Origin of the sequence: Nonomuraea sp. NPDC052634 (genome assembly GCF_040678535.1) — a bacterium.
Taxonomy (GTDB): domain Bacteria; phylum Actinomycetota; class Actinomycetes; order Streptosporangiales; family Streptosporangiaceae; genus Nonomuraea; species Nonomuraea fastidiosa.
Genome location: NZ_JBFATY010000008.1, coordinates 65,418 through 90,984, shown reverse-complemented (window position 1 = coordinate 90,984; position 25,567 = coordinate 65,418). Strand labels below are relative to the sequence as shown.

Genomic DNA, 25,567 nt, shown 5'->3' with positions numbered 1-25,567 from the left:
CCCGACTGGCTACGCTTGGCGACATGACCTCGTCCAAACCGAAGAGCATCCAGACGATGAAGCCCGAGACGGCGGCCAAGAAGCTGGGCGTGCTCTTCTCGGCGACCCCTGCCGAGTTCCGCGCGGGCGTCGTCTCCAGGGACGAGCTCAACGCGATGCAGAAAGAGCCGCCCGCCTGGCTCACCGAGCTGCGCCGCAACGGCCCGCACCCCAAGCAGGTCGTGGCCGCCAAGCTCGGCGTCTCCATCTCGGGCCTGGCCAGGGCCGGCATCACCGAGCCGCTCACCACCGCCGAGATCGAGCAGATCAAGGCGGAGCAGCCGGAGTGGCTGGAACGCGAGCGCTCCGTCTACGCCGAGGCCCGCAAGGAAGCCGCCCGCCTCAAGCAGCAGAAGCAGGACAAGCAGGACTATCAGGAGAAGCGGGAAAGGCGGCAGCGTTAGCCTGCCGCCCCGAGCGCTCCCGCCCCCACTCCCGCCGTCTTCAGGCCGCGCTTCTCGCTTGAGGCCGTGAGTCCCGGCGGCTCAGGTGTGCGGGTGGACGGTGACGAAGATGCCGCGCACCTGGGTGCCGTCCGGGTCGTCCCAGACGCCGGAGACGTGCCCGATCGCGTCCTTCGGGAGCGGCGCGGCGACCTGAAGGACCCGGTGCAGGCGCAGGGTCGCGCCGGGCGGGCCGGGCAGCGTTGTGCCCTCGGCGTCATCGGCGCTGTCGGCGGTGCCGCGCGCCGCCGTCCCCTGCGCCGCGGGGGCGGTGTAGGCGCGGGTGACCGTGGGGTCGGGGGTGTCGCTGACGTTCTGGGCCTGGGCCTGGACGCGTCCCGCCACGAACGCGGTGAGCTGGGTGATCAGGACGGGGTCGTGGCAGCCGTCGTAGATCCAGCGCCGTCCCAGCACCCCGTGCTCGGCGGTGCCGAGCAGCGCGTGCTCGGCGCCGTCCAGCGCGGCTCCCCGATACGTCAGCGGCACCAGGTACGTCGTCGCCGCACCGCCCGACACATCGTTGAGCACCATGAACTCGATGCCGACCTCTCCCTCGGGGTCGTCGAGCCGGAAACCGCCCGCCCTGACCAGCTCGGGCCGAGCCGGGCCGCCGCGGTACCACGGCCGGGTGGGCAGCCAGGGCGTGAGCAGCTCCAGCTTGGTCGGCTTCATCGTCGTGCGGTGGATGACGGCCATACCGGGAGATCCCTCTCGTCGAGCGGACACGGACCTCCCGGATTGTACGGATGCATCCCCGGTGTCAGACCGTCATGGGCTCGCCGTTGGCGATGACGTTCTTGAGCACGAGGTTCTCGACGTTCTCGATGACGTTCGGGGTGGCGGTGGTGCCGAAGTCCACGTCGGTGAGCGTGACGTCGCGGATGGGCGCGTCCGGGTAGCCGCGCAGGTTGAGCGCGCGTTCGGCGGTCCCCACGGTGACGTCCCTGACGTCGATCCCGCGTACGGACGGGTTGAACCCGTGCCCGGGCCCCTCCTCGTAGAAGAAGTTCACGTCGATCACCGAGCCGCCGACCTGGCCGATCTCCAGGTCCCTGGCGTGGAAGCCCTCGATGAAGCCGCCGCGCACGGAGTTCGTCTTGAACCGCAGCGCGATGTCGAGGTTGGGGCTGGACATCGCGCAGTCCCTGATGAACACCTCGCGCACGCCGCCGGACATCTCGCTGCCGATCGTCATGCCGCCGTGCCCGTCGCGCATGGTGCACTTCTCGACCAGGATGTGCTCGCTCGGCACGTTGACCCGGCGGCCGTCGGCGTTGCGGCCCGACTTGATCGCGATGCAGTCGTCGCCCGTGTCGAACGTGCAGCCGCGGATCACCACCATGCGGCTCGACTCGGGGTTGCAGCCGTCGTTGTTGGGGCCGTGAGAGACGACGGTGACGTTCTGGACGAGGACGTTCTCCGACAGCGTCGGGTGGATCTCCCACATGGGCGAGTTGACGATGGTGACGCCCTCGATGAGCACGTTGTGGCACCGGTACGGCTCGATGAAGGACGGCCGCAGATAGCCGCCCTCACCGTAGCGGCGCCGGGCCACCGGCACACCCCCCTCGGCCTGGGCGAACAGCGCGGCGCGCGCTGCTGACTGCTCGGGTTCGCCCGGGTCCCAGCCGTGGTCGCGCTGCCCCTTCCACGGCCACCAGTGGTCGTTGCCGGCCTGACCGTCCAGCGTGCCTGAGCCGGTCACCGCGATGTCGCTGCGGCCGTAGGCGTAGATGAGCGGCGAGTAGTTGAACAGCTCGACGCCCTCGAACCGGGTCAGCACCAGCGGCAGGTACGCCTTCGGGTCGGTGCTGAACAGCAGCGTCGCACCCTCCTTGACGTGCAGGTCCACCCGGTCGAGCAGGTGGATGGGGCCGGTGAGGTAGCGGCCTCCCGGCACGTCCACATGGCCGCCGCCCGCCTCGTGGCAGGCCCTGATCGCGGCGCGGATGGCGGCGGTGCAGTCGGTCGTGCCGTCGCCGCGCGCGCCGAAGCGGGTGATGTCGAAGCGGCGGTGCGGGAAGACCGGCGGGCGGACGCGGGCGGCGATGCGGTTGGCACGGGCCCAGGGTGCTCCCGGGTGCGCGGTCGACGCGCCGGCGGAGGACTCGCGGGCGAGGGCGGCTCGGGGGGTGAGAATCGGAACGGCGGCGGACATCGCCAGGGCACGCATGGCGGCACGGCGGCTCAGCACGGCAACTCTCCCTGTCACGCTCGGGGTGGCCCGGAGCATATGCCGACCCGTTGCGGTGATCTAGGGGTCAGGCGGCTGTTCGTGCTGGAAACGCGGTGCAAACGGTTGCAGGATTCGTGCAGGGGCCGCGCGCGGGACGGCCGCAGGGGCCACGGCGGCGCGCAGGGCTGTCAAGGGCGGCGCCGCAGGGCTGTGCGGCAGGGCGCCGCGACCGCCCAGGCATGGGCGGTCGCGGCGCGGAGCGGGCTCAGCAGGTGCTGGCGCCGTCGAAGTTGCGGACGCCGCGGGGCACCTTCGACCAGATGGTGCCGCCGGGACGGACCGTGTGGCAGCTGCCGTCGGTGCCGTGGGCCCACACGATCTTCAGGCGCAGGGTTCTGCTGCAGTCGTTGCGGGCGTAGCCGGTCTTGGTGATGGTGCCGGTGGTCTGCCAGACGACCACGCAGGACGGCGCGTTACCGGCGGGCGCCATGGCCTGGGCGGGAGCGGCGGCCGCGCCGAGGGCGCAGCACGCGACGGCGAGGGTGGTAAGAGTCTTGCGCACGGAACGTGTCCTTCCTGATGCCATCAGTTACCCAACGAGTAGTAATCGATTGACTACAGGAAGTCAACGACATGGATCATAAGGAAAGTGTCCGCATATCTATACAAAACGGACATCGAGCTACTAACCTGGCATCGCTCCAGTGGGGGCCGCCTGGAGCGCCAAACGTCGCAGACGTCGGGGCCCCTCCCGCCCCCGGAGGGGCCCCGCGCCCATGTCTCGGGGTCCCGTTGAGTCCCTCATATGGCGAAAAATCGAATGAGGGCGACTCGCTGCACCTCTAGGGTGTGATCCGTGACCAAGCTCAATCAGATCCTCGCCGTCGAGAAGGGTGTGAAGTCGGACGTCCAGCGCAAGGTGACGGACGCCTACAACCGGATCCAGAAGGCGCCCCTGCTGTCCGGTCTCTCTCGCACGTACCAGCCGATCGACGATGAAGGCGAGCAGCTGCCGCCCGAGTCGACGCGCGTGCAGGTGCAGGCCGAGGAAGTGCTCAAGGACGTCGGTACGGCGCTCACCCGGCTCTTCGACGTGACCGCCACCAAGGACTGGGCCAACTGCGAGGCCAAGGCCGACGTGGTGGTCGACGGCGAGGTGCTGCTCGAGGACGTGCCGGTGACGTACCTGCTCTTCCTGGAGAAGCAGCTCAGCGAGGTCTACGCGTTCGTCTCCAAGCTGCCCACCCTCGACCCGGCCGAGACCTGGACGCGCGACGAGGCCACCGACACCTGGCGCACCGAACCCGTCAAGACCACCAGGACGAAGAAGGTGCCGCGCAACCACGTGCTCGCCGAGGCGACCGACAAGCACCCGGCGCAGGTGCAGGTTTACAACGAGGACGTCGTCGTGGGCTACTGGACGAAGATCGCCTTCTCCGGCGCGATGCCGCAGCGGCGGGTGAACGAGCTGCTGGCCCGCGTACAGAAGCTGCAGGACGCGGTGAAGTACGCGCGCGAGGAGGCGAACGGCACGGAGGTCGTCGACCGTAAGATCGGAGACAAGGTGTTCGCCTACCTGTTCAGGTGAACCCTCCCCTAGACCCCCTCGCCTTCGGGCGAGGGTGCGCCAGGAGCGCAAGCTGAGGCTGAGGGCTGAAGCTGAACGGCGGTGAGTTGGGGGTTCGAGTCCTCCCCGGGGGCACATGCCCCAGGTGGCCCAAATGGTAGAGGCAACCGCCTGAGACTCAGATTCTCGCTCCAGATTCAGCATTCGCCGCCGGACGCCGAAGTGACCGAGGACGGGCTGTGATGGTGAGATGCCGGTTCGACTCCGGTTCGGGGCTCTTTCCTGCCCCGGTGGCTCAATGGTAGAGCGCACGTCATAACGACTGATCCGTTCTCTTGAAAGACTCCGGCGCCGAATATGGCGGCATCACTCAGGCCCCCCGGTATGGGTAGACCGGGGGGCCACCGCCTTTTCGCAGGTTCTTCACACGCCGTGTGATCAGCGGCGGCGCAGCCTGCCGGCGGCCAGATCCAGGACATGGATGCGCTCGTGGTGGGCGCCCGAGCCGCCGCCCCGTCAGCGCCCCCGACGCCCCCGACGCCCCGGACGCCCCGGACCGCCCGTACAACGTGGAAAAACTGCTCTAGGGCCCTTGCCGGGGCGCGGCCGCGGGACGATGGTGGAAAGAGACCCGGCCGGGGCCTGCTACCCGGCGGGAAGTCCCGCCCGGACGGCGAGATGGGTGGCGGTGACCGGCGAGGCCACCAGACCTGCCGCCGCTTGACGGCACCTCGGCCGCTCCGGGTGGGACGCGGGTCGCCGGCAGGCGCCCTCGCCCGGCGCGCCGGACCAGAGCCTTCCCAGCGCGCGCTACCAACGGTGGTGGACCTGCGGGCGGATGAGCTCGTCGTAGACGTCGCGGACCGTCGCGAGCGCCGCCTCGTCGAGCGGGGGCAGGGCGTCGGCGGCGGCGTTGGCCCTGGCCTGCTCGGGGTTGCGGGCGCCCGGGATCACCACCGAGACCCCCTCCTGGTCGAGGATCCAGCGCAGCGCGAACTGCGCCATCGTCGCCCCCGGCGGCACCAGCGGCGCCAGGCGGCGCACCGCCTCAAGGCCGGTGGCGAAGTCCACGCCCGAGAACGTCTCACCGACGTCGAACGCCTCCCCATGCCGGTTGAACGTGCGGTGGTCGTCGGGCGCGAACGTGGTGTTCTCGTCGTACTTGCCCGACAGCAGGCCGCTGGCCAGCGGCACGCGGGCGATGATGCCGACCCCGGCGGCGCGGGCGGCGGGCAGGACCTGTTCGAGCGGCTTGAGGCGGAAGGCGTTCAGGATGATCTGCACGGTCGCCACGCCGGGCCTGGCGATCGCGGTCAGCGCCTCCTCGCAGGTCTCCACGCTCACGCCGTACGCGGCGATCTTCTTCTCCGCCACCAGCGTGTCCAGCGCGTCGAACACCGCGTCCGTCGAGTAGACCGGCGTCGGCGGGCAGTGGAGCTGCACCAGGTCGATGGTGTCCACGCCGAGGTTCTTGCGGGAGCGCTCGTTCCAGGCGCGGAAGTTCTCCATCACGTAGTTCTCGGGGATCTGCTCCACCCGGCGGCCCATCTTGGTGGCCACCGTCAGGCCCGGGTGCTCCTTGGCGAAGCGGCCGACGATCTGCTCGCTGCGGCCGTCGCCGTAGACGTCGGCGGTGTCGATGAAGGTGACGCCCGCGTCCACCGCCGCTTCGAGCGTGGCGATCGCGTCGGACTCCGTCACCTGGCCCCAGTCGGCGCCGAGCTGCCAGGCTCCGAGGCCGACCACACCGACCTGGCGTCCGGTACGTCCCAACACGCGCTGTTCCATGGGTGTCTGCCTTTCTCGAACGTGACCAGGCACCAGTGTCCCGGATGCCAGGACCCTCAGCGCACGCCGGGGCCAGGGGAGCGCGCGAGGCGGGGGAGCGCGGCACGTACCCTAACTGCCATGATTCGTCCCGCCACACCCGCTGACGTGCCCGAGATCGTCAGCATGATCCGCGAGCTCGCCGAGTACGAGAAGGCCGCACACGAGGTGCGCGTGACCGAGGAGCAGCTCCGCGACACCCTCTTCTGCGACCACCCCGCGGCCTTCGCGCACATCGCCGAGCAGGACGGCGAGGTGGTGGGGTTCACGCTGTGGTTCCTGACCTACTCCACCTGGCGCGGCGTGCACGGCATCTACATGGAGGACCTGTACGTCCGCCCGCAGTACCGGGGCGGCGGCCACGGCAAGGCGCTGATGCGCGAGCTGGCCAGGATCTGCGCCGAGCGCGGCTACGCCCGCCTGGAGTGGGCGGTCCTCGACTGGAACGAGCCGTCCATCGCCTTCTACGAGAAGCTGGGCGCGGTCAACCAGAGCGAGTGGTACCGCTACCGGCTGACCGACGAGCCGCTGCTCCGCCTGGCCGGCGAGGCGGCCGCCCGACCGTGATCCCGCCGTGAACGCGGCCACGCAGGTCACGCACAGTGACGTGACCTGCGTGACACAAATGCGGATCAGACGCCGGCGTGCGTCCTGCTCCGCGTGCTCTCGGACTGATCGAACATGCCCATCTCGGGCTCCTCGAGCTCGCGGTGGGTCTCCTCTATCCGCAGCGCGACGCCGATCGCGAAGAACGTCGGCGCCCACTCGCCTACGAAGATCCCCCACCTGTCGGCCCGGTCGAGCCCGGCCTTCTCGGCCTTCGTCGATACCGCCCAGCTGGCGAAGGCCAGCGCGATCGACGCCAGGCCGCACGTGTACATGTGGCCGGACTTCACGCCCATCTTGTGCAGCTGTTTGATCATGATTCCCCCCTTGTCTGAGAGCTGTTACCCCAGCAGGGGGCCGATAACCGATCATTAACGCCATGTTTCGAGGGTGACGGTTGTGCGGTGCTTGTTACCGAGGTGAATCACACGTAACGAACGCACAGCCACGCAGGGTCATCGTGCGTAATGAGCCCTTCCTACCTTGGGCATCCCCGGACGCCGAGCGTAGGAGAGGTCGATGGCGCGCTGGATCGCCGAGTGGCACCCCGATGACCCAGCCTTCTGGGAGAGCACTGGCCGGCGGGTGGCCCGGCGTAACCTGATCTTCTCGATCGCGGCCGAGCATCTCGGCTTCACCGTATGGACGTTGTGGAGCATCGTGGCGACCAAGCTCGGGTCGTACGAGTTCTCCACCGACCAGCTTTTCTGGCTGGTCGCGCTGCCCAACTTGATCGGCTCCGTGCTGCGGGTGCCCTACACGTTCGGTCCCGCCAGGTTCGGCGGGCGCAACTTCACCGTGGCGAGCGCGCTGCTGCTGCTCATCCCGGCGGTGCTGCTGGGCGTGGCGGTCAACAACCCGGGGACGCCGTACTGGCTGTTCCTGGTGATCGCGGCGCTGGCCGGGTTCGGCGGCGGGAACTTCGCCTCCAGCATGGCCAACATCACCTACTTCTATCCGCGCAGCAAGCAGGGCATCGCGCTCGGGCTGAACGCGGCGGGCGGCAACATCGGCGTCAGCTCGGTGCAGCTCGTCATGCCGCTGGTCATCGGCTCGCTGGGGCTGGCCGCCGCCGGATGGTTCTGGGTGCCGTTCATCGTGGCGGCCTCGATCTGCGCGTACTTCTTCATGGACAACCTCACCAGCGCCAAGGCGAACCCGCGTGAGCAGCTCGCGGTGGCGGGCAAGGCGCAGACCTGGGTGATGTCGTTCCTCTACATCGGCACGTTCGGCTCGTTCATCGGCTACTCGACGGCCTTCCCGCTGCTCAGCCAGAGCCTCTTCCCCGACGCGCCGTACGCGGCGGTCGCCTTCGTCGGCCCGCTGCTCGGCTCGCTGGTCAGGCCGGTCGGCGGCTGGCTCGCCGACAGGCTCGGCGGCGCCCCGGTCACCTTGTGGAACTTCGCCGCGATGGGCGGCGGCGTGCTGCTGGTGTGGCTGGCCGGCGCGGGCGGCTCGTTCTGGCTGTTCTTCCTCGCCTTCCAGCTGCTGTTCGTCACCTCCGGCATCGGCAACGGCTCCACGTACCGGATGATCCCGGCGATCTTCCAGGCCAAGGCCGTGGCCGAGCGCGGACCCGGCGAGGAGGCCCTGCTGCACGGCAAGCGCCAGGCCAGCGCCGCCATCGGCATCATCTCGGCGGTCGGCGCGCTCGGCGGGTTCCTCATCAACCGGGCGTTCGGGATGTCGTTCGCCGCCTCGGGCAGCCCCGCCGCCGCCTTCCTCGCCTTCGGCCTGTTCTACGCATCCTGCTTCGCCCTGACCTGGTGGTGCTACACCCGCAAGGTCGGCGTCAACATGGTGGCGAGCCTCGCGCATGCCAGGGTCTGACGTGACCGCGACGCACTGTCCGTACTGCGCGCTGCAGTGCGGCATGAAGATCGGGCCTGGGCCGGCCATCACTCCGCGCACGGACATCCCGGCCAACGCCCCCGGCTCGCTGTGCCAGAAAGGGTGGACCGCCGGCGAGCTGCTCACCAACGGCGAGCGCCTCACCACCCCGCTCCTGCACGGCGAGCCCGTGGAGTGGGACGTCGCGCTGGACTACGTGGCCGAGCGGCTGTCCGCCATACGCGCCGAACACGGCCCCGACGCCGTGGCCGTGTTCGGCGGCGGCGGGCTGACCAACGAGAAGGCGTACTCGCTGGGCAAATTCGCCAGGGTCGCGCTCGGCACCAGCCAGGTCGACTACAACGGCCGCTTCTGCATGTCGTCGGCCGCCGCCGCGTCCATCAGGGCGTTCGGCATGGACCGGGGCATGCCGTTCCCGATCACCGACCTGGCCGAGGCCGACGTCGTCATGCTGGCCGGGGCGAACGTGGCCGAGACCATGCCGCCGTTCGTCCGCCACCTGAGCGGGCCCCGCCTCATCGTCGTCGACCCGCGCCGCTCGCCGACCGCCCGCCTCGCCTGGCTGCACCTGCAGCCCACCCCCGGCACCGACCTGGCGCTCGCGCTCGGCCTGCTGCACATCGCGATCGGCGACGGGCTCGTGGACGAGGAGTACGTGGCCGCCCGCACCACCGGTTTCGACGAGGTGCGCACCGCGCTCGCCTCCTGGTGGCCGGAGCGGGTCGAGCGGATCACCGGCGTGCCGGTGCACAAGATGCGCCAGGCGGTCAGGGCGCTCGCGGCGGCGGAGCGGGCGTACATCCTGACCGGACGCGGCGCCGAGCAGCACGCCAAGGGCACCGACACCGTCACCGCGTTCATCAACCTGGCGCTCGCGCTCGGCCTGCCCGGCACGGAGGGCTCCGGCTACGGCTGCGTGACCGGGCAGGGCAACGGCCAGGGCGGCAGGGAGCACGGCCAGAAGGCCGACCAGCTCCCCGGCTACCGCAAGATCGACGACCCGGCCGCCCGCGCGCACGTGGCGGGCGTCTGGGGGATCTCGCCCGACGACATCCCGGGGCCGGGGCGGTCGGCGTACGAGCTGCTCGACGCGCTCGGCACCCCCGAAGGCCCCAGGGCGCTGCTGCTGTTCGGGTCGAACCCGGTCATCTCGGCGCCCGCCGCCGAGCACGTCGCCGAGCGCATCGGCTCGCTGGAGCTGCTGGTGACCTGCGACTTCGTCATGTCGGAGACCGCCGCGCTGGCCGACGTGGTCTTCCCGGTCACGCAGTGGGCCGAGGAGACGGGCACGATGACCAACCTGGAGGGCCGGGTGCTGCTGCGCCGCAGGGCGCTGACCCCGCCTCCGGGGGTGCGCAGCGACCTCGACGTCATCGCCGCGCTGGCCGCGCGGCTCGGCCACACCTTCGAGACCGAGCCCGCCAAGGTGTTCGACGAGCTGCGCCGCGCCAGCGCCGGCGGGCCCGCCGACTACTCCGGCATCACCTACGAGCGCATCGCGAACGAGACCGGCGTGTTCTGGCCGTGCCCGTCGGAGGAGCACCCGGGCACGCCCCGCCCGTTCCTCGACCGCTTCGCGCATCCCGATGGCCGGGCCAGGTTCGTGCCCGTCCAGCACCGGGCCGCCGCCGAGGAGATCGACGACGACTACCCCGTCTACCTGAGCACCGGCCGGGTGCTGTCCCACTACCAGAGCGGCGCGCAGACCCGCAGGATCGCGCCGCTCGTCGAGGCCGCACCCGAGCCGTACGTCGAGCTGCACCCCGACCTGGCCGAGCAGCTCGACATCGCGGCCGGTGACGTCGTGCGCGTCAGCAGCAGAAGGGGCGAGAGCAAGGCCGTGGCCAGGATCAGCGACGCCATCAGGCGCGACACCGTGTTCATGCCCTTCCACTGGGAGGGCGCCAACAGGCTGACCAACCCGGCCCTGGACCCGGTGTCGCGGATGCCGGAGTTCAAGGTCTGCGCCGTCAGGGTGGAGAGGGATTCATGAGGCTCGTCGTCGTGGGCAACGGGATGGCCGGGTCACGCCTGGTCAGCGAGGTACGCACGCGTGACCCGCACATGAAGATCACCGTGTTCGGTGCCGAGGAGCGGCGCCCGTACAACCGGATCCTGCTGTCCAACGTCCTGGCCGGCAGCGCCAGGCCCGATCAGGTCCGCCTCGTCGACCCGGGCTGGTACGAGGCCCACGGCGTCGAGGCCGTCTTCGGCGACCCGGTCGCCCACATCGACAGGGAGACCCGGCACGTCGTCACCCCCGGCGGGCGGCGTGAGCCGTACGACCTGCTGGCCCTCGCGACCGGCAGCGACGCGATCGTGCCGCCGATCCCCGGCGTGGAGCGGGCCGTCCCCTTCCGCACGCTCGACGACTGCGAGCGCATCATGCGGGCGGCCGAGCAGGCCCGCGCGGCCGTCGTGATCGGCGGCGGGCTGCTCGGCATCGAGGCCGCCCGCGGCCTGGCCGGGCGCGGCCTGCCGGTCACGCTGCTGCACCTGGCGGGCCACCTCATGGAACGCCAGCTCGACGTGGAGGCGGGCCAGGTGCTCGGCGAGACACTGACCGGGCTCGGCGTCGGCATCCGCACCGGCGTCAGCGCCTCCGCGGTCGAGGCGGACGGCGTCCGCCTCGACGACGGCGAGCTGATCCCCGCCGATCTGGTCGTGCTGGCCTGCGGCGTGCGGCCGGTGACCGGGCTCGCCGCGGACGCCGGGCTGGAGGTGCGGCGCGGCATCGTCGTGGACGACGAGCTGCGCACCGACGACCCGTCGATCTTCGCGATCGGCGAGTGCGCCGAGCACGACGGCACCGTGTACGGCCTGGTCGCGCCCGCCTGGGAGCAGGCCACGGTGGCCGCCGAGGTCATCACCGGCGGCAAGGCGCTCTACCGGGGCTCCCGCCTGGTCACCAGGCTCAAGGCCAAGAGCGTCGAGCTGGCCGCGATGGGCGAGACCCAGCTCGGCGAGGAGCAGGCCGAGGTGGTGCGCTTCAGCCACCGCGCCCGCGGCACCTACCGCAAGCTCGTCATCAAGGACGGCCGGCTGGTCGGCGCGATCCTGCTGGGCGAGAGCGACGCCGTCGGCACCCTCACCCAGCTCTTCGACCGCGGCGGGCCGGTGCCGGGCGACCGGGCCGGGCTGCTGTTCCCCGGGCTGGCCGCGGCGCCCGTGGCCGACAGCCCGACGCTGATGCCGGACGCGGCGACCGTCTGCCGCTGCAACAACGTGACCAAGGGCCAGATCAGGGCGTGCTGGGAGGCGGGCGCCCGCGACGTGGACGGAGTGGCGGCCGCCACCAGGGCCACCACCGGATGCGGAACCTGCCGCGACGCCGTGGAGGGCATCGTCGGCTGGCTGTGCGAGCAGGAAGGGATCTCAGTGTGAACAGGATCGTCGTCGTCGGGTACGGCCCGACCGCCCACCGGCTCGTCGAGACGCTCACGAGCAAGGGCTTCCACGGCAGCGTGACCGTCATCGGGGAGGAGCCGCGACCGGCCTACGACCGCGTCCACCTCACCTCCTACCTGTCCGGCACGTCGGCGGACGACCTCACCTACGCGGTGCCGGACGGCGTCGTCACCCGGCTGAACACCCGGGTCACCGGCATCGACCGCGAGGCCAGGCGGGTGACGCTGGCCGACGGCGGGACCGAGCCGTACGACGTGCTCGTGCTGGCCACCGGCTCGACCCCGTTCGTGCCGCCGGTGCCCGGCGCCGAGCACGCCTTCGTCTACCGCACCATCGAGGACCTCGACGCCATCAGGGCCGCCGCCAAGGACGCCGAGCAGGGTGTGGTCGTCGGCGGCGGGCTGCTCGGCCTTGAGGCCGCCGACGCGCTGCGCGGGCTCGGCCTCAAGACCCACATCGTGGAGATGAGCCCCTGGCTGATGCCGCGCCAGGTCGACGAGGGCGGCGGCTCGGTGCTCAAGTCGCACATCGAAGGGCTCGGGCTGACCGTGCACACCGGCGCGGGCGTCCAGGAGATCGTGCACGACGACGGCGAGGTGAGCGGCCTGCGCAAGCCCGACGGCACCGTCATCGACGCGCAGGTCGTGGTCTTCTCCGCGGGCATCAGGCCGCGCGACGAGCTCGCCAGGCAGGCCGGGCTGGAGGTCGGGCCGCGCGGCGGCATCGTGGTCGACTCCGGCATGCGCACCTCCGACCCCGCCATCTACGCCGTCGGCGAGTGCGCGCTGGCCGGCGGCATGATCTACGGCCTCGTCGGGCCCTGCAACACGATGGCCGAGGTGGCCGCCGACCGCATCATGGGCGGCTCGGCCACGTTCGAGGGCGCCGACATGTCCACGAAACTCAAGCTGCTCGGCGTCGAGGTCGCCCAGTTCGGCGCCATGGACGGCGCGCTCGACGTCACCTATATGGACCCGGTGGCCGGCGTCTACAAGAAGCTGTTCATCAGCGACGACGCCCGCACCCTGCTCGGCGGCATCTGCGTGGGCGACGGCGGGCCGTACACGGCGCTGCGGCCCTTCGTCGGCAAGGAGCTGCCCGCATCGCCGTCCGACCTGCTCTTCGCCGGGGCCGGCGCGGCGCTCGACCTGCCCGACGAGGCGCAGGTCTGCTCCTGCAACAACGTGTGCGCGGGCGACATCCGCACCGCCATCGCCGACGGCGCCACCGAGGTGCCCGCCATCAAGGCGTGCACCCGGGCCGGCACCACCTGCGGAAGCTGCGTGCCGATGCTCAAGCAGCTGCTGGAGAAGTCGGGCGTCGAGGTCAGCAAGGCGCTGTGCGAGCACTTCGCGTACTCGCGGGCCGAGCTGTTCGACATCGTACGGGTGCGCGGCATCACCACCTTCTCCGAGCTGATCGCCCAGCACGGCCAGGGCAGGGGCTGCGACATCTGCAAGCCCGCCGTGGCCTCCATTCTCGCCTCCCTGCACAACGGGCACGTGCTGGAGGGCGAGCGGGCCGCCCTGCAGGACACCAACGACGCTTTCCTCGCCAACATCCAGAAGAACGGCACGTACTCGGTCGTCCCGCGCATCCCCGGCGGCGAGATCACGCCCGAGAAGCTCATCGTGATCGGCGAGGTGGCCCGCGACTTCGGCCTCTACACCAAGATCACCGGTGGGCAGCGTATCGACCTGTTCGGCGCCCGCATCGAGCAGCTTCCCGAGATCTGGCGGCGGCTCGTGGACGCCGGGTTCGAGTCGGGCCACGCCTACGGCAAGGCCCTGCGTACGGTGAAGTCCTGTGTCGGCTCCACCTGGTGCCGCTACGGCGTGCAGGACTCCGTGGGCATGGCCATCGCGCTGGAGCTGCGCTACCGCGGCCTGCGCTCGCCCCACAAGATCAAGTCGGCCGTCTCCGGCTGTGCCCGCGAGTGCGCCGAGGCCCGCTCGAAGGACTTCGGCGTCATCGCCACCGAGCAGGGCTGGAACCTGTACGTCGGCGGCAACGGCGGCTTCAAGCCCCGCCACGCCGACCTGCTCGCCAAAGACCTCAGCACCGACGAGCTGATCAGGACCATCGACCGGTTCCTGATGTTCTACATCCGCACCGCCGACCGGCTGCAGCGCACCGCCGCCTGGATCGAGTCTCTGGACGGCGGGCTCGACTACCTACGCGAGGTGATCATGGAAGACTCGCTCGGCATCTGCGCCGATCTCGACGCGCAGATGGAGCACCACATCGCCACGTACGCCGACGAATGGGCCGCCACCCTGGAGGACCCCGAGAAGCTGAAGAGGTTCGTCAGCTTCGTCAACGCCCCCGGCGTTCCCGACCCGTCCATCGTGTTCGCCAGCGAGCGCGGCCAGATCAAGCCGGTGATGTCCCGATGAGCTGGACCGAGATCTGCGCTTACGACTCCCTGCTCCCGGAGACCGGCGTCTGCGCCCTCGTGGACGGCGTCCAGGTCGCGGTCTTCCGCACCTTCGACGGCGAGCTCCACGCGCTCGGCAACCTCGACCCGTTCAGCGGCGCGTACGTGCTCTCGCGCGGCATCGTCGGCACCAGGAAGGGCGAGCCGACGGTCGCCTCACCGCTGCACAAGCAGGTGTTCTCGCTGGTGACCGGGCGGTGCCTGGGCGACGAGAGCGTCTCGGTGCCGACCTATCCGGTACGCGTGAACGCGGCGGGCGTCGTCGAGGTCACCCTGGAGGCGCCCGGCCACGAGGCGCCGGCGATGCCCGGCTACGCGCCGGTCTCGCTGTCCGCCTCCAGGGTGCCGGCGTCGGCCGGTGGATAGACGTGGGGGCTGCGATGCGCCACCGGGAGCACGCACCGCCGTCCTGACTCGACGCTTTCGCAGCGTTCGGCGTCCTCGCGCTGCGGGAGGGGTTCGGGGTTCGCCATGATTCGCGGCACTGTAGGCACGCTATCGGCGCACCCCGGCCCGCTGGTATCAGGACGGCAACGAAAGAACCTCTGACCTGTCTCTCCCGAACCCGTTAACCGCTACCGTCTGAAATACCCGCACCCGGTAAAGGTGCCGTGCGAAGTGGCTAAACCCCGCATTCGCCGTTGAGCGGCGGGGGCATCTAAGCGGCCATGAGCAAGATTTTTCAGCGCAGGGCACTCCTGCTGGCCGCGATCGTCCCCGCCCTCATGGTTGCGGGCTGCGCCGCCAACACCCAGGCCATGAAGGGGGCCGCGAGCCCCACCGAGATGGAATCCCCAGGTGCCGACACCTCTCCTGAGGACTCGGCCTCGCCGGGCGACACCGCGGGCGGCGGGCAGGCGGAGACGGCCGTCCAGGGCTTCTTCGACGCGCTCAAGTCGGGCGACGTGGACCAGGTCACCGACACCTTCGCCGACGACGCGGTGGTCCTGCTCGCCGGGCAGCCCACGGCGGAGGGCAGCGAGGCTATCAAGTCGCTGTTCGAGAAGCAGCTCCAGGGCGGCAACGGCATGAAGCAGGCCACCCACACCATCGACGAGACCCGCACCGCCGGCGCGGACGACGCCATCGTCCGGGCGACGAGCAAGCAGGGCAACGACAACATGCGCGAGCTGTTCGTGCTCACGCGGGAAGGCGAGGAGTGGAAGATCTCGCAGTTCATGAACAACAAGGGCTGACGAGATCCGATCCGTGACGCCCTGATCGGGGGATTGACGAGCGCGCCGCGAGGAAACCGCCTCGCGGCGTTCAGGCGCTCGCCGCAGGGCGTCGTCAAGGCGCTGTACAAGGCGCTGTCATGGTGTGGAAGCGGGGGAGGCGGCGGGTCGCAGAGGGCCGGCCGCCGCCCTGACCGGCCCGCGAACGTGGCCGAGCCGGGCGCTGCCAGGGCCGCGTGTATCGCGAAGGGGGCGGCGCTGCTGGAGCCGGTATCGCGACCGGGACGCTGCCAGAGCCGGTATCGCGACGGGGACGCTGCCAGAGCCGGTATCGCGACGGGGACGCTGCCAGAGCCGCGGGCATCGCACAAGGGGCATCGCCGGAGCCGCGCGTCGGCGGCGCCGAGCCCGGCGCTGGGTTCGCAGGTCCGGCGCTAGGTACGCGGGGATCGGCCGGGGATGCGGGGGCTGATACGCCGCTGGTCCACCAGCGCGAGGTAGACGGCGAAGGCCCCGCGAGTCCACATGTCGGCCTGCTGCGCGGTCAGGCTGATCTCCTCGCCCTCATGCGAAACGATCATGTATCCGTTCAGCGGCAGGGGCTTCCACGCCACCAGCACGTTCTCGTAGACGAGCAGGTCGAGCATCGCGGATAGATATTCGCGTCCCGAGGCGGACACGGCGCAAGCCTCCTCGCTCCTCGCCGAATTCTCGCCCTCGCCTTTCTCGCCTCCCATTGTGCGCGCCTGGAGGGGATTTTCGCGCCTGCTCCGAAGGGAAAACGGCCCGCCGATCGAGAAATGGGCCCGCCGATCGTTCCGGGTACCGGGAACCTCTGCCGGGCCTGCGGTGTATGGGGACCGGAGGTGGTTCTCATGCGGAGAACGATGATCGCACCGGCCGCGCTGGCGCTCGCGGCGGCCCTGCTACCGGCCCTTGATTCCGGGGCGGCATTACCGGCGTCCGCTTCTGAGACGAGGTCCGCAGTGGCGTCCGCTGCTGAGGCGGTGGGCCTGCGTGCGGGGGCGGCGGGGGCTTCTGCGGTGGTGGGCGTTCGTGCGGGGGCGGCGGGCGCTTCTGAGGCGGCCGGTGTGCGCGCGAAGGCGAATGGTGGATGGGCGGTGACGTTGCTCGATCCCGTGCCGACCCGGTTCGAGAGCGGGCACACGTACGCGGTGGGGTTCTGGGTGCTGCAGCACGGCACCCACCCGTTCGAGGGGGAGCTGGAGCCGGTCGGGCTGCGGCTTACCCGGGCGGACGGCCGCAGCGTGACCTTCCCGGGGACGCCCCTGCCCGAGGCCGGGCACTACGCGACGTCGGTGGCGGTGCCGCGGGGGGAGTGGAAGGTGGAGGCGCTGCAGGGGTGGTTCCCTCCGTACGAGGTGGGGGTGCTCAAGGTGCCCGGTGACTTGCGCGTCGCGCCGGTGCCCGCCCAGATGGTGTCGGGCCGGCGTACCGAGGAGCGCTGGGGAGCGATCCGGCCTCCGGAGGTCGAACCCGGCGAGGTCCCGGTCTACGTCCCCGCCCCTGCCGCCGCGCTCGATCGGGTCGCGGCCCCCGCCAAGAGCCCGGCACCCGGCGCCCAGGCCCAGGGCACCACGCCTCCGGTGACGGACGCGACCACCGGTGACAGCACGGCGGGCGAGGATGGCACGGCGGACACGAACGGGACAGCGGCCGATGCCGGCTCGGCGAGTGTGGCGGGCGGGCGGAGTGCGGCCCCGGAGGCCGGGGTGCCCGCCTACGCCCTGCTGATCGCCGCCGTTGCCGGCGCCGGGCTCGCGGTGGCGGCGCTCCGGCTGGCGGCACGGCGACGGCGGCAGGAGCCGGACCCGCCGACGGACCCCTCAGCGGACACCCTCGCCTTCCCGTAACGGCCGCACCCGTGCCGGATGCCCTGGCCGTGAGGGCGGTGCCCAGGCCCGGTCATCCGCGCCTTCCCGTGACGGCCGCATTCGCGCGGGATGCCCTGGCCGTGAGGGGGTGCCCAAGCTGACGCTCCCGCTTCACCGTGACGGCCGCACCCGCGGCGGTCAGCGGCGTGCGGTGAGCCTCAAAGGTCTTGTTCCTGCTTGTCCAGGAGAGCGATCGAGACGGCGACGGCCTTGGCGCAGTCGCGGTTTTCGATGGCCTCCAGCAGATCGGCGTGCCAGGGGTCCGGCTCGAAGGCCGCCTCCTCCTGGTCCCTGACGCTGTCGTGCAGCGCCTCGCTCATGCTGCGGTAAAGGTCGCCGAGCAGCGCGTTGTGGGCGGCCATCGCCACGCTGACGTGGAAGTCCACGTCGGCGTCGGCGAACGCGTCGAGGTCGCTCGCCTCGGCGGCGGCGTCTCGGCGGGCCAGGGCCGCACGCATCGCGGCCAGGTCGTCGTCGGTGCGCCGCTGCGCCGCCAGCCGGGCGGCGACGAGGTCGAGGCCGCGCCGTACGTCGATGATGTCCATCGCCGCCGCCTTGTCGAGCCGGCGCCGCAGGGCGACCTCGGACTCGTCGGTGGCGGTGACGTACGTGCCGTCGCCCTGCCGGGTGTGCAGCAGCCCGGCGTGGGCCAGGACGCGTACCGCCTCGCGTACGGACAGCCTGCTCATGCCGAGGCTCTCCGCGAGCCGGCTCTCCGACGGGATCTTGGTGCCGACCGGCCACACCCCTTCGGCGATCTCCCGGCGAAGCTCGGCGATGGCGGCGTCCACGAGTGAGGTCCGAGCGACGTTACGCATCCACGTTCTCCTCAAACGGCTGACGCCATCCACCCTAGATGCCGGAAGGGGCGGTTGGACGATCACCCCTGGGGCCGGGCGAGTTCGGCGGCCAGCCGTTCGATGGTCTCGCGGCCTTCGAGCGGGCGCAGCCAGGCGGCGGGCAGTGCCTCGCGCCCGCGCAGCGCGCCGACGATGTTGCCGCACACCGAGCCGGTCGAGTCGCTGTCGCCGGAGTGGTTGACCGACAGCAGCAGGGCACGCTCCACGTCGGGCTCGGCGAGGGCGCAGTAGACGCCGATGGCCAGGGCCTCCTCGGCCACCCAGGCGCCGCCGAGCGACTCGACCGCCTCAGGGCCGGGCGTGCCGGTCGCGGCCAGGTCGAGGGCGGCCTGGAGCGCGGCGGAGGTCTCCTCGTGCTTCGGGTAGCCGGCCAGCAGGCCGAGGGTGCGGCGTACGGCGGGTTCGAGCGCCTCGCCCGCCATGAGGTGCGCGATGATCGCGGCGAACGCGCCGGCGGCCAGGTAGCCGGTGGGATGGCCGTGGGTGATCTGCGCGCAGGCCGCCGAGAGCTCGAACGCCTCCCTGACCGCCCGCTCCCCGCCCTCGGGCGGTGCGATCAGGCCGAACGGGGCGGAGCGCATCACGGTGCCGCAGCCCTTGGAGTCGCGGTTCACCGGACCGGGCTCGCCCCACGGGGCCGGTCCCGGGAAGGGCCGGTGCAGGCCGGACAGGCAGGCGTTGCCGGGGGCGCGCCTGGAGTACAGCCAGCCCTCCTCGCGCAGCGAACCCGTGTGGTGCGGCAGCGAGGCAGGGGGCGGGGTCCGGTAGTCCTGGGTGTCCAGCCACCGCAGGTACGCCTGCCGCACCGCCTCCACCGTGTCGCTGTTCACCCGGCCCACGTCCACCGGATTCTCGTCCACCGGGCGCCCGTCCACGGGGCCGGTGTCCGTGCGCACGCCCCGCGCGTCGGCGGGCGCTTTGGTCGCCGCTTCGTTACCGTGAGCCGCGGATGTGGAGGCGCGGGCGGTCAGGAGGCCCTCGACGGTGAAGAGCGTCATCTGGGTGTCGTCGGTGATCAGCCCGGTCGTGCCCCGCAGGCCCTCGACGTACCCGCCTATGCCGGCGGCGCCGTGAGCCCTGCGGATGTCCCGCAGCGAGTCGAACTCGATCGGCGCTCCCAGCGCGTCACCGATCGCACCGCCCAGGAGACAGCCCAGCACCCGATCCAGAACATCCATACGTCGGATCTTGCCACCTTCCTGACCGTCTGAGACGGTGGCGCTTGTTCACCAACGTCCCGGAGGTCACGCGTGTCACAATTACGCCCAGCCCTCTTCGCGGTCGCCCTCACCCTCGCGATCGCGACCCCGGCCCAGGCCGCGACCGGTCCGGCCATCACCGTCAAGGACGGCCGCACCCAGCCGGTCTTCTCGTACGCGGACGCGATCCGCGAGCACGTATATGTCGAGTCCACCGTCGACAGCGACTCCGACGGCGCGCTCGACAGGGTCAGGGTGGACATCATCCGGCCCAAGGAGTCCGGCCCGGCGCTCAAGGTGCCGGTGATCATCGATGAGAGCCCGTACTACGACAACTCGGGTCGCGGCAATGAGGGCGAGCGGAAGGTGTACGACGCCGCCGGAAATGTCGTGAAATTCCCGCTGTTCTACGACAACTACTTCGTCCCGCGCGGCTACGCCGTCCTCAACGTCGACATGCTCGGCACCACCAAGTCCGACGGCTGCCCCGACATCGGTGGCAAGGCCGACGTGCTGGGCGGCAAGGCGGTCATCGACTGGCTGAACGGCCGCGCCAAGGCGTACCGGGCCGACGGCACCCCGGCCGTGGCCGACTGGACGACCGGCAAGGCCGCCATGATCGGCAAGTCGTACGACGGCACCCTCGCCAACGCCGTCGCCGCGACCGGCGTGGACGGCCTGAAGACCATCGTCCCGATCTCGGCGATCAGCTCCTGGTACAAGTACCAGCGCTCGAACGGCGTCATCTACAACTACGACTACGCCTCCTGGCTCGCCGGCTACATCGACACCGACCCGGCGGAGAAGTGCGCGCACGTGCGCGACAGGATGGACGCCGAGGACGGCGACGACACCGGAGACTACAACCGGTTCTGGGCCGAGCGCGACTACATCAAGGGCCTGCTCGGCGACGCCTCCAAGGTCAAGGCGAGCGTCTTCGTCGTCCACACCGTCAACGACCTCAACGTCAAGCCCGACAACTTCTCCGTCTGGTGGAAGGCGCTTGCCGACCGCAACGTGCCGCGCAAGATCTGGGTCGGCCAGACCCAGCACGTGGACCCGTTCGACTTCGAGGGCCGCAGGGGCCTGTGGGTGGACACGCTGCACCGCTGGTTCGACCACTGGCTGCTCGGCGTGCGCAACGGGATCATGAACGAGCCCCGCGCGGACGTCGAGGTGGCCCCGGCGAAGTGGATCACCCAGCGCGACTGGCCGGCTCCGCTCGCGCTCAAGGTGCCGCTGCGCCCGTCGGCCGACGGCACGCTCGGGCTGAGGCCCGCCAAGCGCAACAGCACCGCCTCCTTCACCGACGTGCGTATGAGCGAGAACGACATGGTGGCCGACGTGGGCACGGACAAGCCCGGCCGGGTCGCGTTCACCACGGGCCCGCTCCCGCTGAACCTGCGCCTGTCCGGCACGCCGACCGCCGACCTGCGGGTGAAGCTGGACAAGCCGGCGGCCAACCTGACCGCGCTGCTGGTGGACTTCGGCACCGACACGCGCGTCGACTGGCGCAACAACCAGGGCATCACCACGCTCACCGAGGAGGACTGCTACGGCGAGAGCACCGCTGAGGACGACGCCTGCTACCGCAAGGTCGTCACGAACGTGGCCACCCGCCCGCTGGAGATCGTCGCCCGCGGCTGGATCGACGTGCAGAACCGCGACTCGCTCAGCGAGGCCAAGCCGCTGCCCGTGGGCACGTACGGCACGGTCAAGTGGCTGACGCTGCCGCAGGACTACACGTTCAAGAAGGGCCACCGCATCGGCCTGATCGTGGCCGGCACCGACTCCACCTACACCGGTGAGCAGGCCACCGGCGCCAACGTCACCATCGACCTGCGCAACAGCAGCGTCAGCGTGCCGTTCGTGCTCGGGACCCCGCTGGCCGACGTGCCGAAGGACGCGACGACGTTCCGCGGCCCGGCCGAGCCGGCGCTGCCGGAACCCGAGCCGGGGTTCCACTTCTTCTAAAGATCCCTCTCGGGTAGGGGGCCCGCACCGGGCCTCCTACCCGGCTCCTGCCCGGCTGCTATCCGCAGCTCGCGTCGGGGGAGGGCGTCCAGGCGACGTTCAGGGTGAGCGTGCCGCCGGCGGTGGTGGTGCCGCCCGTGGTCTCGCCGTCGCCGGTCGCGGTGCCCGCCCACTTGACGGTGATCTTCCCGCGCCGTACGTCAGGCCAGGCGTCGCAGCGCTCCAGCCGGTCGGGGACCCGGAAGCGGGTGCCCGAGACGGTGATGCCGTCGCTGCCGGTCGCGGAGACGATCTCGCAGTCGCCGGTGCACGCCAGCGCGAACGATCCCGTACGCCGCTCGCCCAGCCACGCCGACGACGGCGACAGCTCGGCCACCGGGGCCGCGGGCTTCGGCAGGGCGCTCTTCCTGGGCACGGCCTTGATGCCCGATCCGGCGGCCTCATCGGCACCCGCACCGGACGGCTCCCGGCCCTGCGCCTCTCGCCCGGTCGCCTCTGGCCTGGCCTTATCGGCCTTCGACTCCCTGCCCGCCGCCTCACGTCCCGTCGTATCGGAGCCTGGCGCCTCGCGCGCCGGCTCCTCGGGCCGCGCGCTGCTCCCGGCCTCCGGCTGCGGGCTGGTCGCGGCCTTGCTCTCGGAGCCGCCCCCACCGCCGCCGGCGGAGCCGGGCGTCGCGCTGGACTGGGCGGCGGCCTTGCTGAGCGCCGGCTGCCCCGCCTGGCCGTTCATGAGTGCCCAGATCAGCCCGGCGGCCAGCAGGCCCACGCCGGAGATCAGCGCCAGCCTGACCACAGTCCTGATCGGGGCGCCCTGCTCGGGGTCGTCGTCGGGCGGCTCGCGCCAGTACTGCTGCCACTGCCCGCCGTCCCCGCCGGGCGGCTGGACGAAGTTCGCCACCGTGATTCCGCCGTACCGGATGACCGGGGCCTCGTGGCGCACGCCGTTGCTCTCGCCCTTGAGCGCGGTGCTGTAGACGAGCTTGTCGCCGTTCACGCCGCCCCGGAAGGGCCTGGCGCGGCTCGGCGGCGTGAACGGATGCCGCCCGCGCACCGACGGCGCCGCGATGGGCTCCTCGGGGGCCTGATCGACGGCATCGCGGCCGGTTCCGATATCAGCGCCGGTGCCTGCGCCGGTGTCCGTGTCGTACTCGGCGTACGTGGGGGCGGCCAGCGGCATCGGCATCGGCTGACGTGGCGCGGGCGGCTTCGTGATGCCCTCCAGCGGCAGCCGCGCCGCGGGGATGGTCGGGGGCTCCTGGTCGGCGGCGGCCGCGCCCGCCGCCGACCAGGGCTCTCCCGGGGTCGCCGTCGTGGGGCCGGCGACCCGGGCGGACGGCATGGCGTCGGCGACCGGCGGAGACTGCGACGACGTCTCCACCAGTGTGCGTGCCTGCACCGGGAAGCCGTCAGCCCGCCAGAGAGGTCCCTCGCCGGGCAACGGCTGCGCGGACGCCAGCCGGTTGGGAAGCGTGCCGGGCAATGTGGCGATGGGCAGGCGGCGCAGCAGCGCGGCCGCCGTCATCGTCCTGGGCGCGGCCCGGCAGGACGCGCAGGAATGGATGTGCCGGCCGATCCTGGCCCTGGCCCGGCGGCCGGGCGCGGCGACCCACGCCTCCATTCGGGCGGCCAGGTCGGGGCAGCCGTCGCGGGAGCGGGCCGCGATGATCGCGGCGAACCACTCCTCCAGGCCGGATGCGGCCCTGGCGACGATGCCGTGCACCTCGGCGGCGGGCAGCTCGAAGATCACGGCCAGCTCGGCGTCGGACAGGCCGTGCCGTACCGAGAGGTCGAGCAGCTCACGCTGCGGCCGCTCCAGCGACAGCAGGGCCTCGGGCAGCAGCTCCGACATGCGGCCGGGGCGCGACCAGGAGCCGATGCTCGCCGGTGTCGCCACGAACGCCCGGTGCGCGCGGGCCACCGCGTACAGCCAGGGGCGGCGCAGGGCGGGATCCACCACGCGGTCCGCGTACAGGTGCGCCGTGATCGCGGCGCCGGCCACGGCCTGCTCGGCGTCGCCTGCGGCGAGCTCGGTGCGGCAGTAGTCGTAAAGGCGGGCGCCGTGCTTGTCGCACAGGTCACGGATGGCCTGGCGTGCGTCGTCCGGCAGGGTTCGCCACATCCGGTGTCACCTCCTCCATTCGGTACGCGGGCGGGTGGCGGTCAAGCGTCAGGCCCTCCCCACGGCTTTGGGCACGGCGTTCTGGATCGGCTTCACGGGATGCGGCACCGGGTCGAGCAGCGACGCCTGGGCCAGGTAGGCGCGGGTGGCATCGGGGTCGCCGGCGATGGCCCGCAGCCCGGCCATGGCCGCTTCGAGCCTGGCGCTGTCACGTTCCCGCACGCCGGCGGGCCGTGTCTCGCCGCGCGGGATCACCCGGTGCATGAGCACCGAGCGCCGCCGCCACGCCCACGCCTCCAGCGCGGCCGCGGGGGCGTACCCGCCGATCACCGCCGCGATCACCTTGGCGGCCTCGGCGGCGTCGTGGATGCCCGCGTTCATGTTGAGCCCGCCGATGGTGGAGGTCGAGTGCGCCGCGTCGCCCACGAACAGCACCCGTCCGCACCGGTACGAGGTCAGCACCCCGCGCGAGAGCTGGAACCTGTCGGCCCCCGTCACCCTGATGGGCTCGGTGGCGCCCGGCAGAGACCGGCGGACCAGCAGCGACAGGTTCGACGGCGACAGTGGCTCGTGCGCCTCGCACGGCAGCTTGAAGATGATCCGCCAGTGGTCGGGCAGCGCGAGCAGCGTGCACGACTGCTGCACGTCGCGTACGTACGTCAGCGGCGCCAGGCTCGGCAGCAGCCGGTCGAGCGGCGCGTCGGTGAAGACCCGCAGCGCCTGGGCCGTGCAGGTGTTGCGGGGGAACGGCAGGCCGAGCGACGCCCGCACGGTGCTGTGCGCGCCGTCGGCGGCGATCATGTACCGGGCCCGCGTCCAGGTGTGGCCGACGCGGACCCGGATGCCCGTGCCGCCCTCGGCGATGCCGTCCACCTGCGTGCCGAAGCGCACGTCCACGCCGGGGTAGACGTTGAGCGCCTCCAGCAGCAGCGGCGTCAGCGCGCTCTGGTCGGCGTGAATCCTGAAGGGGTGCTTGGTCAGGCCGTCGAGCCGGTTCATGCCCATCTCGGCCAGCACGAGCCCCGACCTGTCGCGCCACTGCACCCGGTCCACCACCCGGCCGCCGGCGACCAGCCTGGCGGCCACGCCGAGGTCGGCGAGCAGGTCGAGGGTAGCGGGGTGGAAGGTGCAGGCGCGCGGCTGCCTGGGCAGCTCGGTCTCCCGCTCCAGCACGGTGACCGGGATGCCGGCCCTGGCCAGGGAGAGCGCGGCGGTCAGTCCCGCCGGCCCGGCTCCGGCGACGATGACGCCGTTCATGCCCTGCCTCCCGTGTGCGCCACCCTCCGCACGACCGTCCTGCGGTGGGGGAGGGGGCTGAACGTCACCTGCCGCCCGAACGCCCTGGACAGCGACCACCAGGCCACGCAGAGGTTGGTGGTGAGCAGCCTGCGCTCGTTGCCGGTGGTCAGCGGCCCGAGCACGGGCAGGGTCGGCAGGCCGGTGCCGGTGAACAGCAGCGCCGCGTCCTCCGGCGGCTCGGCCGACTCGACCTGGGCGATCAGCTCCTCGGGGGTGACCGCGTACGAGGAGTAGCCGTCGCTCGCGCGGATCTGCACGACCTGCGTGACGGTGACGCCGGCCGTCTTCCAGAACCGTTCGGCGAGTTCGGTCACCCACGGCTCGTACGGCGAGACCAGCACGATCTCGCTCACGCCGAGATGGTCGAGCGCTTCGCGGGTGGCCATCGTCGCCGAGGCGACCGGCAGCTTCGTCGCCGCCGTCAGCTCCATGCACTGGGCGCGGTCCTCGTCGGGGCCCAGCAGGTAGCGGGGCTCCGTGCAGGCCATGACCAGCGCGTCCAGCCGCAGGCCGCCGAAGGCGCGCGCCATCGCGGGCAGCGCGGCGTTGTAGCTCTCCAGGCGGTCGGTCAGCGCGGGCAGCGGGCTGATGGGGAGGCGGGTGACGTACATGTCGGCACGCGAGCCGAACAGCCGGGTGAGTTCCGGCTCGGCGGAGGGGTTCTCCGGCGCGACGATCACGCCGATCCTGCC

Annotated in this window: 22 protein-coding genes; 11 read left to right on the top strand and 11 right to left on the bottom strand. The window is 71.5% G+C overall.

The features are described 5' to 3' along the window. The first annotated feature begins 23 nt into the window (after positions 1-23). On the top strand, positions 24-443 hold the full coding sequence (locus AB0K67_RS29445) for a DUF5997 family protein (protein ID WP_364066858.1): 420 nt from the start codon (positions 24-26) through the stop codon (positions 441-443). A gap of 81 nt (positions 444-524) precedes the next feature. On the opposite strand, the gene AB0K67_RS29440 is transcribed toward AB0K67_RS29445, so the two are convergent. The 3 genes from AB0K67_RS29440 to AB0K67_RS29430 all read right to left on the bottom strand — a co-directional run bounded on the left by AB0K67_RS29440 (position 525) and on the right by AB0K67_RS29430 (position 3,220). Further along, positions 525-1,178 carry a 1,4-alpha-glucan branching protein gene (locus AB0K67_RS29440; RefSeq protein WP_364066856.1) on the bottom strand — a complete coding sequence of 218 codons (654 nt, stop codon included), beginning with the start codon at positions 1,176-1,178 and terminating at the stop codon, positions 525-527. A gap of 64 nt (positions 1,179-1,242) precedes the next feature. Beyond that, positions 1,243-2,676: a glycoside hydrolase family 28 protein gene (locus AB0K67_RS29435; protein WP_364066854.1), complete on the bottom strand. Its 1,434-nt coding sequence runs from the start codon at positions 2,674-2,676 to the stop codon at positions 1,243-1,245. Positions 2,677-2,923: 247 nt separating this feature from the next. After that, complete coding sequence (locus tag AB0K67_RS29430; protein ID WP_364066852.1) at positions 2,924-3,220, bottom strand: hypothetical protein; 297 nt, start codon at positions 3,218-3,220, stop codon at positions 2,924-2,926. A 294-nt stretch (positions 3,221-3,514) separates the two neighbouring features. On the opposite strand from AB0K67_RS29430, the gene AB0K67_RS29425 reads away from it, so the two are divergent. After that, positions 3,515-4,246, top strand: a complete 732-nt coding sequence (locus AB0K67_RS29425) for a hypothetical protein (protein WP_364066850.1) — start codon at positions 3,515-3,517, stop codon at positions 4,244-4,246. Between the two features lie 789 nt (positions 4,247-5,035). Here AB0K67_RS29425 and AB0K67_RS29420 read toward each other — a convergent pair. Beyond that, the gene (locus tag AB0K67_RS29420) at positions 5,036-6,013 is read right to left on the bottom strand and encodes an aldo/keto reductase (protein WP_364066848.1); all 978 of its coding nucleotides are present in this window, start codon (positions 6,011-6,013) and stop codon (positions 5,036-5,038) included. 120 nt (positions 6,014-6,133) lie between these two features. On the opposite strand from AB0K67_RS29420, the gene AB0K67_RS29415 reads away from it, so the two are divergent. Further along, a complete protein-coding gene (locus AB0K67_RS29415; protein WP_364066846.1) occupies positions 6,134-6,619 on the top strand; it encodes a GNAT family N-acetyltransferase in 486 nt (161 codons plus the stop codon). 65 nt (positions 6,620-6,684) lie between these two features. Here AB0K67_RS29415 and AB0K67_RS29410 read toward each other — a convergent pair whose 3' ends face one another. Beyond that, positions 6,685-6,975 carry a hypothetical protein gene (locus AB0K67_RS29410; RefSeq protein ID WP_364066844.1) on the bottom strand — a complete coding sequence of 97 codons (291 nt, stop codon included), beginning with the start codon at positions 6,973-6,975 and terminating at the stop codon, positions 6,685-6,687. 202 nt (positions 6,976-7,177) lie between these two features. On the opposite strand from AB0K67_RS29410, the gene AB0K67_RS29405 reads away from it, so the two are divergent. From AB0K67_RS29405 to AB0K67_RS29380, 6 genes are all read left to right on the top strand, one after another. Then, positions 7,178-8,488, top strand: a complete 1,311-nt coding sequence (locus AB0K67_RS29405; RefSeq protein WP_364066842.1) for an MFS transporter — start codon at positions 7,178-7,180, stop codon at positions 8,486-8,488. Then, a complete protein-coding gene (locus AB0K67_RS29400; protein WP_364066840.1) occupies positions 8,475-10,502 on the top strand; it encodes a molybdopterin-dependent oxidoreductase in 2,028 nt (675 codons plus the stop codon). Before AB0K67_RS29405 ends, AB0K67_RS29400 begins: the two co-directional genes overlap by 14 nt. After that, complete coding sequence (locus tag AB0K67_RS29395; RefSeq protein ID WP_364066838.1) at positions 10,499-11,893, top strand: FAD-dependent oxidoreductase; 1,395 nt, start codon at positions 10,499-10,501, stop codon at positions 11,891-11,893. The genes AB0K67_RS29400 and AB0K67_RS29395 overlap by 4 nt, the downstream gene beginning before the upstream one ends. Next, the gene (gene nirB / locus AB0K67_RS29390) at positions 11,890-14,313 is read left to right on the top strand and encodes a nitrite reductase large subunit NirB (RefSeq protein ID WP_364066836.1); all 2,424 of its coding nucleotides are present in this window, start codon (positions 11,890-11,892) and stop codon (positions 14,311-14,313) included. Before AB0K67_RS29395 ends, nirB begins: the two co-directional genes overlap by 4 nt. After that, on the top strand, positions 14,310-14,720 hold the full coding sequence (nirD, locus tag AB0K67_RS29385) for a nitrite reductase small subunit NirD (protein WP_364066834.1): 411 nt from the start codon (positions 14,310-14,312) through the stop codon (positions 14,718-14,720). Before nirB ends, nirD begins: the two co-directional genes overlap by 4 nt. Before the next feature lie 302 nt (positions 14,721-15,022). Then, positions 15,023-15,550 carry a nuclear transport factor 2 family protein gene (locus AB0K67_RS29380; RefSeq protein WP_364066832.1) on the top strand — a complete coding sequence of 176 codons (528 nt, stop codon included), beginning with the start codon at positions 15,023-15,025 and terminating at the stop codon, positions 15,548-15,550. 413 nt (positions 15,551-15,963) lie between these two features. Here AB0K67_RS29380 and AB0K67_RS29375 read toward each other — a convergent pair whose 3' ends face one another. Beyond that, positions 15,964-16,209: a hypothetical protein gene (locus tag AB0K67_RS29375; RefSeq protein ID WP_364066830.1), complete on the bottom strand. Its 246-nt coding sequence runs from the start codon at positions 16,207-16,209 to the stop codon at positions 15,964-15,966. A 441-nt stretch (positions 16,210-16,650) separates the two neighbouring features. Between AB0K67_RS29375 and AB0K67_RS29370 the strand changes: the two genes are divergently transcribed. Then, complete coding sequence (locus tag AB0K67_RS29370) at positions 16,651-17,403, top strand: hypothetical protein (RefSeq protein WP_364066829.1); 753 nt, start codon at positions 16,651-16,653, stop codon at positions 17,401-17,403. 179 nt (positions 17,404-17,582) lie between these two features. Here AB0K67_RS29370 and AB0K67_RS29365 read toward each other — a convergent pair whose 3' ends face one another. Both AB0K67_RS29365 and AB0K67_RS29360 read right to left on the bottom strand, forming a co-directional pair. After that, complete coding sequence (locus tag AB0K67_RS29365; RefSeq protein ID WP_364066827.1) at positions 17,583-18,242, bottom strand: FCD domain-containing protein; 660 nt, start codon at positions 18,240-18,242, stop codon at positions 17,583-17,585. A gap of 62 nt (positions 18,243-18,304) precedes the next feature. Then, on the bottom strand, positions 18,305-19,462 hold the full coding sequence (locus AB0K67_RS29360; RefSeq protein WP_364066825.1) for an ADP-ribosylglycohydrolase family protein: 1,158 nt from the start codon (positions 19,460-19,462) through the stop codon (positions 18,305-18,307). Between the two features lie 72 nt (positions 19,463-19,534). Between AB0K67_RS29360 and AB0K67_RS29355 the strand changes: the two genes are divergently transcribed. Beyond that, positions 19,535-21,457 carry a Xaa-Pro dipeptidyl-peptidase gene (locus tag AB0K67_RS29355; protein WP_364066823.1) on the top strand — a complete coding sequence of 641 codons (1,923 nt, stop codon included), beginning with the start codon at positions 19,535-19,537 and terminating at the stop codon, positions 21,455-21,457. A 58-nt stretch (positions 21,458-21,515) separates the two neighbouring features. On the opposite strand, the gene AB0K67_RS29350 is transcribed toward AB0K67_RS29355, so the two are convergent. From AB0K67_RS29350 to AB0K67_RS29340, 3 genes are read right to left on the bottom strand one after another with little or no spacing between them, the layout of a single operon-like run. After that, on the bottom strand, positions 21,516-23,576 hold the full coding sequence (locus tag AB0K67_RS29350) for a hypothetical protein (RefSeq protein ID WP_364066821.1): 2,061 nt from the start codon (positions 23,574-23,576) through the stop codon (positions 21,516-21,518). A gap of 48 nt (positions 23,577-23,624) precedes the next feature. Then, the gene (locus AB0K67_RS29345) at positions 23,625-24,833 is read right to left on the bottom strand and encodes an FAD-dependent monooxygenase (RefSeq protein WP_364066819.1); all 1,209 of its coding nucleotides are present in this window, start codon (positions 24,831-24,833) and stop codon (positions 23,625-23,627) included. Beyond that, positions 24,830-25,555: a hypothetical protein gene (locus tag AB0K67_RS29340; protein ID WP_364066817.1), complete on the bottom strand. Its 726-nt coding sequence runs from the start codon at positions 25,553-25,555 to the stop codon at positions 24,830-24,832. Before AB0K67_RS29340 ends, AB0K67_RS29345 begins: the two co-directional genes overlap by 4 nt. Positions 25,556-25,567: the final 12 nt, after the last annotated feature.

What these genes read in the sequence shown, in the direction of transcription:
- AB0K67_RS29405 (WP_364066842.1), top strand. Translation starts at nt 7,178, where the DNA reads ATGGCGCGCTGGATCGCCGAGTGGCACCCCGATGACCCAGCCTTCTGG.
- AB0K67_RS29445 (WP_364066858.1), top strand. Translation starts at nt 24, where the DNA reads ATGACCTCGTCCAAACCGAAGAGCATCCAGACGATGAAGCCCGAGACG.
- AB0K67_RS29420 (WP_364066848.1), bottom strand. Translation starts at nt 6,013, where the DNA reads ATGGAACAGCGCGTGTTGGGACGTACCGGACGCCAGGTCGGTGTGGTC.
- AB0K67_RS29350 (WP_364066821.1), bottom strand. Translation starts at nt 23,576, where the DNA reads ATGTGGCGAACCCTGCCGGACGACGCACGCCAGGCCATCCGTGACCTG.
- nirD (WP_364066834.1), top strand. Translation starts at nt 14,310, where the DNA reads ATGAGCTGGACCGAGATCTGCGCTTACGACTCCCTGCTCCCGGAGACC.
- AB0K67_RS29410 (WP_364066844.1), bottom strand. Translation starts at nt 6,975, where the DNA reads ATGATCAAACAGCTGCACAAGATGGGCGTGAAGTCCGGCCACATGTAC.
- AB0K67_RS29415 (WP_364066846.1), top strand. Translation starts at nt 6,134, where the DNA reads ATGATTCGTCCCGCCACACCCGCTGACGTGCCCGAGATCGTCAGCATG.
- AB0K67_RS29400 (WP_364066840.1), top strand. Translation starts at nt 8,475, where the DNA reads ATGCCAGGGTCTGACGTGACCGCGACGCACTGTCCGTACTGCGCGCTG.
- AB0K67_RS29345 (WP_364066819.1), bottom strand. Translation starts at nt 24,833, where the DNA reads ATGAACGGCGTCATCGTCGCCGGAGCCGGGCCGGCGGGACTGACCGCC.
- AB0K67_RS29360 (WP_364066825.1), bottom strand. Translation starts at nt 19,462, where the DNA reads ATGGATGTTCTGGATCGGGTGCTGGGCTGTCTCCTGGGCGGTGCGATC.
- AB0K67_RS29440 (WP_364066856.1), bottom strand. Translation starts at nt 1,178, where the DNA reads ATGGCCGTCATCCACCGCACGACGATGAAGCCGACCAAGCTGGAGCTG.
- AB0K67_RS29365 (WP_364066827.1), bottom strand. Translation starts at nt 18,242, where the DNA reads ATGCGTAACGTCGCTCGGACCTCACTCGTGGACGCCGCCATCGCCGAG.
- AB0K67_RS29395 (WP_364066838.1), top strand. Translation starts at nt 10,499, where the DNA reads ATGAGGCTCGTCGTCGTGGGCAACGGGATGGCCGGGTCACGCCTGGTC.
- AB0K67_RS29380 (WP_364066832.1), top strand. Translation starts at nt 15,023, where the DNA reads ATGAGCAAGATTTTTCAGCGCAGGGCACTCCTGCTGGCCGCGATCGTC.